This window comes from Bradyrhizobium sp. Leo170, from assembly GCF_004296405.1.
In the GTDB taxonomy this organism is placed as follows: Bacteria; Pseudomonadota; Alphaproteobacteria; order Rhizobiales; family Xanthobacteraceae; genus Bradyrhizobium.
On record NZ_PSRR01000450.1, the window covers coordinates 1 to 5716 of the forward strand.

5 protein-coding genes are annotated in these 5716 nt (G+C 64.7%); 3 read left to right on the forward strand and 2 right to left on the reverse strand.

All coding sequences use genetic code 11. The features are described 5' to 3' along the window. Window positions 1-225: 225 nt before the first annotated feature. The gene (locus CWO89_RS40035) at window positions 226-1446 is read left to right on the forward strand and encodes an NAD(P)/FAD-dependent oxidoreductase (protein WP_130583784.1); all 1221 of its coding nucleotides are present in this window, start codon (window positions 226-228) and stop codon (window positions 1444-1446) included. Between the two features lie 86 nt (window positions 1447-1532). On the opposite strand, the gene rbsK is transcribed toward CWO89_RS40035, so the two are convergent. Beyond that, window positions 1533-2444 carry a ribokinase gene (gene rbsK, locus CWO89_RS40040; protein ID WP_130583785.1) on the reverse strand — a complete coding sequence of 304 codons (912 nt, stop codon included), beginning with the start codon at window positions 2442-2444 and terminating at the stop codon, window positions 1533-1535. 29 nt (window positions 2445-2473) lie between these two features. After that, a complete protein-coding gene (locus CWO89_RS40045; RefSeq protein ID WP_130583786.1) occupies window positions 2474-3367 on the reverse strand; it encodes a sugar kinase in 894 nt (297 codons plus the stop codon). Window positions 3368-3587: 220 nt separating this feature from the next. Here CWO89_RS40045 and CWO89_RS40050 point away from each other — a divergent pair, with 220 nt between their 5' ends. Both CWO89_RS40050 and CWO89_RS40055 read left to right on the forward strand, forming a co-directional pair. Beyond that, entirely contained in the window at window positions 3588-4844 is a 1257-nt protein-coding gene (locus tag CWO89_RS40050; RefSeq protein ID WP_130583787.1) for a Glu/Leu/Phe/Val family dehydrogenase, read from the forward strand. Beyond that, window positions 4841-5689, forward strand: coding sequence for a VOC family protein (locus tag CWO89_RS40055; protein WP_130583788.1), 849 nt, complete (start codon window positions 4841-4843; stop codon window positions 5687-5689). Before CWO89_RS40050 ends, CWO89_RS40055 begins: the two co-directional genes overlap by 4 nt. Window positions 5690-5716: the final 27 nt, after the last annotated feature.

Sequence of the window (5716 nt, forward strand, 5' to 3'; positions counted from 1 at the left end):
GTCGCCGAGGGGAGGAGTGACAATCCCAGCCGCCCCAAAATGGCGCCTTATTTCGTTTCGCCGCTGGAAACGCTCTTGCGTCGCGGCAAAGCATGGGGCCAAATGGCGTCCGCCATCGTCTGAGACGCGGACACGAGCGCCGCGAGGACAAGGCGAGCAAGCCACATCAGCGGAGAGAGGAAACGGCATGGGTTGCTCCTGTGCGTCTGCAAACGGACTGTCGCGATGACGGCAGGACCGGTGATCATCGTCGGCGCTGGGCATGCCGGCTTCCAGCTTGCGGCTTCCCTGCGGCAGGACGGCTTTGCCGAGCGCATCGCGCTCCTCAATGACGAAGGCCATTTGCCATACCAGCGGCCCCCCTTGTCCAAGGCTTACCTCAAGGGAACCGGCGGGCCGGAGACGCTGATGTTCCGACCAGGAAAATTCTATCTCGACCAGAGCATCGAGTTGATTACCGACCGTGCCGTTTCGATCGACCGGGTCGGGCGAAAGCTCACGCTCCATTCCGGCGCGCCGCTCGATTACGGTCACCTGGTGCTTGCGACCGGCGCGCGCAACCGGCTGCTCGATATCCCCAATGCCAATCTGGAAGCGGTGCGCTATCTCCGCACCCTGGACGAGAGCGAGGCGCTGCGGCATCTGCTCAAGCCCGGCCTGCGCGTCGTCGTGATCGGTGCCGGCTTCATCGGGCTGGAGTTCGCCGCGACCGCGCGCGCGAAAGGCCTCGAGGTCGATGTGGTCGAACTGGCGGGGCGTGTCATGGCGCGTGCGGTGACGGCGGAAATCTCCGACTATTTCCACTCGCGGCACACGGCCACGGGTATCCGTATCCATCTCGGCGTTCAAGTCACGAGCATCGAGGCCGATGGCGCCAGGGTGACCGGCGTCAGCCTCAGCGATGGCCGGCATATCCCTGCCGACCTCGTCGTGGTCGGCGTCGGCGTATTGCCGAATGTCGAGATCGCGGCGGAAGCCGGCTTGCCGGCGGCATCCGGCATCATCGTCGACGAGCACCTGCTCACCTCGGATCCGAATATCTCGGCCATCGGCGATTGCGCGCTCTACAAGAGCGAGCGGTTCGGCGGCTCGCTGCGGCTGGAGTCGGTACAGAACGCGACCGACCATGCGCGCTGCATCGCCGCGCGGCTCACGGGCCATGCCAAGGCCTATGATGGGCTGCCATGGTTCTGGAGCGACCAGGGGCCGGACAAATTGCAGATGGCAGGCCTGACCACCGGCTATGATCGCGTCGTTGTGCGCGGCGACCGCGAGCAGGGGCAGTTCTCGGCATTTTGTTACCGCGATGGCCATCTCGTCGGCATCGAATCCGTCAACCGCGCCGGCGATCACATGTTCGGCCGGAGATTGCTCGGCGCCAATCGCTCGATCTCGCCGGAGCAGGCGGCCGACCCGTCTTTTGATCTCAAGAGCGCATTGACGTGAATTCGTAGGGTGGGCAAAGCGCAGCGTGCCCACCATCCCTTGCGGAGCGTAAAATGGTAGGCACGGCGCTGACGCCTTTGCCCACCCTACGCATCCAGCACACGTGTTACCTCTGCCGCCGTCGGCATCGACGGGGCAGCGCCCATTCGTTGCACACAAATTGATGCTGCGACGTTCGCATAACCCAGCGCATCACGAAGGTTGCTGCCGCCCGCGAGTTGCGAGGCCAGTGCGCCGACGAAGCAATCACCCGCGCCCGTGGTGTCGATCGCCTTGACCTCGCGCCCCGGTGCCATCAGCGACTCACCTTCTGCCAGCGCGAGCACGCCGCGCTTGCCGAGCGTGACGCAGATGATCTTGTCGCTCCCTGCCAGTGAACGGGCTGCATCGATGAAGCGGGTGTAATCGTCGCTGTCGCGCAGCTCGCGCCCTGTCAGGAGGCCGAGCTCGGTCTCGTTGAGGACGAGGATATCGACGAGGTCGAGCAATTCGTTATCGAATTCCCTGGCCGGTGCCGGATTGAGGATCGTGGTGGCGCCGGCGGCGTGGGCGCTCTTGAAGAAGGCGGTGATGGTCGCCTGCGGGATTTCGAACTGGCTCACCGCAATGTCGCCCTTTGCCAGCACGGGCATCGCGACATCGTCGGCATCGACCAGCGCATTCGCGCCGGGCACCACGACGATGGTGTTGTCCGCATCCGCAACGGTGATGATCGCGGTGCCCGTATGCGTCTCGGGCGTGTCCTTGACGAAGCTGAGGTCGACGCCTTGGGCTGCGAGGAACGTCCGCAACTGCGCTCCCAAAGCGTCCTTACCCAGCCGGCCGATCAGCGTGGTTGGCGCGCCGAGCTTGGCGGCGGCGACAGCCTGGTTGGCGCCTTTGCCACCTGGGAAATACAGCACGGCGCTGCCCGCGACGGTTTCGCCGACGCGCGGGTGGCGCTCGGCGGTCGCGACCACATCCATGTTGATGCTGCCGGCGACAAAAACACGTCCCATGCTGACAAGCGCTCCCTTATGCGCTGACGTTACGCGCCAACCTGGAACTCCTGCTTCACCGCCTCGATGTCGGCAAGCGAGGGTAGTCCCGCCTCGTTGCCGAGCTTCTGGATCTTGTAGGTCGAGGCGGCCCGCGCGAACTCGAAATGATCCTTCCAGGTTTTGCCGGGATGCGCGAGGTAGGAATAGATATAGGCGCCGTGGAACACGTCGCCGGCGCCGTTAGTGTCGATCACGCGCTCGCGCGGGATCGGCAGCGCTGGGATGGTGCGAACCACGCCGGCCTCGTCATACCATAGCAGGCCCTTCTCACCCTGCGTCACACCGCCAACCCGGCAGCCGCGGCCCTTGAGATAATCGAGCATCTTTTCCGGCGTCAGGTCCATCTGCTCGCAGAGGCGCTCGGCGACGATCGCGACGTCGATATATTCCAACAGCTCATGGGTGTTGGTGCGCAGGCCGCCGCCGTCGAGCGAGGTCAGGATGCCATCCTCGCGGCAAAGCTTTGCATAATGAATGGCAGCGTCCGGCTGGTGGCCGTCGATATGCAGCGCGCGGCAGCCCTTCAGGTTCAACAGCGGGAAGGGATGGATATGCTCGTCGTCGCGGCAGCGGACGATGGCGCGCTTGCCATCCTTCGGCATGATGAAGGACAGCGAGGACGAGTTGACCTTGCGCGGATGGACGGAGATTCCATATTTCGCGGCCATGTCCCAGAACATCCGCCCCAGCCAGTCGTTGGCCATCGTGGCGATCAGGTCCGGCACGATGCCGAGCTTGGCGCAGCAAAATGCCGCAGTGACGGCATTGCCGCCGAAGGAGACCGCATAGGCGTCCGCCACATGTTTCTCGTCGCCGGTCGGCAGATGGTCGGTGATGAAGGTGACGTCGATATAGGTCTGTCCGATGAAGAGAGCCTGCATTCGTTTTCCGTCGTGGGGTGATGGGTGATCCCGGCGGCAGCTTCAGCTTAGCACCGGATATTATGTGCGTTCGCTGAAATTATTCGCAACCATGCCGTCTTTGCGGCTTGAGATGGCCAAGTCGGGGGACTACCACCGTTCCCGGTTTTGTCAGCATGCCGTCCGATAACGGACGGCGGCTGTCTTAAGTTCCTGGTTGTAAGACAATGGGGGTAGGGCGATGACTGTATATTCCGGGCCGGTGTTCGAGATGGCGGCGAACCAGTTCACCGTGATCGCCAACCATCTCGAAATCCCCATGGACGAGCGCGCGCGGCTATTGATGCCGAAGCGGTCGGTCACCGTCTCCTGCCCGATCCACCGCGACGACGGCACGGTGGCGGTGTTCGAGGGCTATCGCGTCCAGCACCACCTCACCATGGGCCCGACCAAAGGCGGCACCCGCTTTGCGCCCTCCGTCGATATCGGCGAGGTCGCCGCACTCGCGATCTGGATGAGCTGGAAATGCGCCCTCGTCGGCCTGCCCTATGGCGGCGCCAAGGGCGGCGTCAATGTCGATGTGACCCAGATCTCCAAGCGCGAACTGGAATCGCTGTCGCGTCGCTACATGCAGGAGATGATTCCCTTCGTCGGCCCGCATACTGACGTGATGGCCCCGGACATGGGTACCAATGAGCAGGTGATGGCCTGGTTCATGGACACCTATTCGATGTACCAGGGCCAGACCGTGACCGAGATCGTCACGGGCAAACCGGTCTCCTCCGGTGGCACCCTCGGCCGGCGGGAGGCGACCGGGCGCGGCGTCGCCTATCTCGCGAGGCGGGTGCTGAAGGAGCTTGCGATCAATCCCTCCGGCGCCACCGCCGTGGTCCAGGGCTTCGGCAATGTCGGCTCCTATGCGGCGCTGGAACTGCATCATTACGGGCTCAAGATAACGGCGGTCTCCGACCACACCGGCGCGCTCTATGACGAGAAAGGCCTCGACATCCCCGCGCTGATGCACCATGCGCAACTGCATGGCAGCATCGCCGGCTTCTCCAACGAACTGCATTTCGATCCTGCCGAGGTGCTGACGCTGCCCTGCGACGTCTTGGTGCCGGCGGCGATGGAGCGCGTGATCGACGCTCGCGTCGCCGCCAAGCTCAGGTGCCGCGTGCTGGCGGAAGGCGCCAACGGTCCGACCACGCCGGAGGCTGATCTCGTCCTGGACAAGCGCAATGATATCTTCCTCATTCCCGATATTCTCTGCAATTCCGGCGGCGTGGTGGTCAGCTATTTCGAATGGGTGCAGGATCTGCAGCAATTGTTCTGGGAAGAGGAGGAGGTGATGCGGCGTGAATACCAGATCCTCGACCGCGCATTCGAGACGATGCTGAAGCGCGCGAAGGCCGACAACATCCCGCATCGCACCGCGGCGATGGCGATCGGGGTGGAGAAAGTCCGGGCCGCCAAGAACACGCGAGGGCTGTTCCCATGATCGCCGCGCTCGACCATGTCGTCGTCCTCACCGGAGATATCGAGGCGGCAACGGCGGCCTACGAGACGCTGTTCGCGCGCTCGCCAGCGTGGAAGAACGTCAGCGACGGCGCCGCGCGGGTGCTGTTCACGCTCGACAACACGTCGGTGGAATTGATGGCGCCGAGCGGCGAGAGCGAGAACGCGGGCCGCATCCGCGCGGTGCTGGCATCGCAGGGCGAGGGGCTCGCGAGCCTGTGCTTCCGCACCAACGACATCGAAAAGATGCATCGGAGGCTGGAGCGGCTGACGCTGCGGCCGGAGCCGGTCTCGGAGGTGGAGAGCCAGGACGAGATCTCCGGCGCGACGCTATCGTGGAAGCGCACGCGCGCCGCCACCGATGCGACGCGCGGCGTGCGGATGTTCTTCCTCGAGCGGGAGCGGGAGCGCCCGCTTTCGGTCCGCACCCAGCCCGCGGGCATCACCGCGATGGATCACGTGGTGGTTGCGACCGCCGATCCCGAACGCGCCGCCGCGCTCTATGGCGCCCGCCTCGGCCTCGACATGGCGCTCGATCGTTCGCACGCAGATTGGGGCCGGCTGATGTTCTTCCGCTGCGGCGATTTGATCGTCGAGGTCGCGCACAAGCCCGGCAAAACGGAGGCCGATGCGCCGGACCGCCTGCGCGGCATCTGCTGGCGCGTCACCGACATCGACGCCACCCATGCGCGGCTCGTTGCCGCCGGCGTCGACGTCTCGGAAATCCGCACCGGCCGCAAGCCGGGCACGCGCGTGATGACCGTGCGCACCGGCACCTGCAGCGTCCCGACGCTGCTGGTGCAGCCGTTGCCGCCGAAGGTAGAGTAACGATTCTTGCGGCGTCTGGCTGGCGCT

Bases quoted from the DNA above. Each gene is read 5' to 3' on its own strand.
- CWO89_RS40055 (WP_130583788.1), top strand. From the start codon at position 4,841: ATGATCGCCGCGCTCGACCATGTCGTCGTCCTCACCGGAGATATCGAG.
- CWO89_RS40050 (WP_130583787.1), top strand. From the start codon at position 3,588: ATGACTGTATATTCCGGGCCGGTGTTCGAGATGGCGGCGAACCAGTTC.
- rbsK (WP_130583785.1), bottom strand. From the start codon at position 2,444: ATGGGACGTGTTTTTGTCGCCGGCAGCATCAACATGGATGTGGTCGCG.
- CWO89_RS40045 (WP_130583786.1), bottom strand. From the start codon at position 3,367: ATGCAGGCTCTCTTCATCGGACAGACCTATATCGACGTCACCTTCATC.
- CWO89_RS40035 (WP_130583784.1), top strand. From the start codon at position 226: ATGACGGCAGGACCGGTGATCATCGTCGGCGCTGGGCATGCCGGCTTC.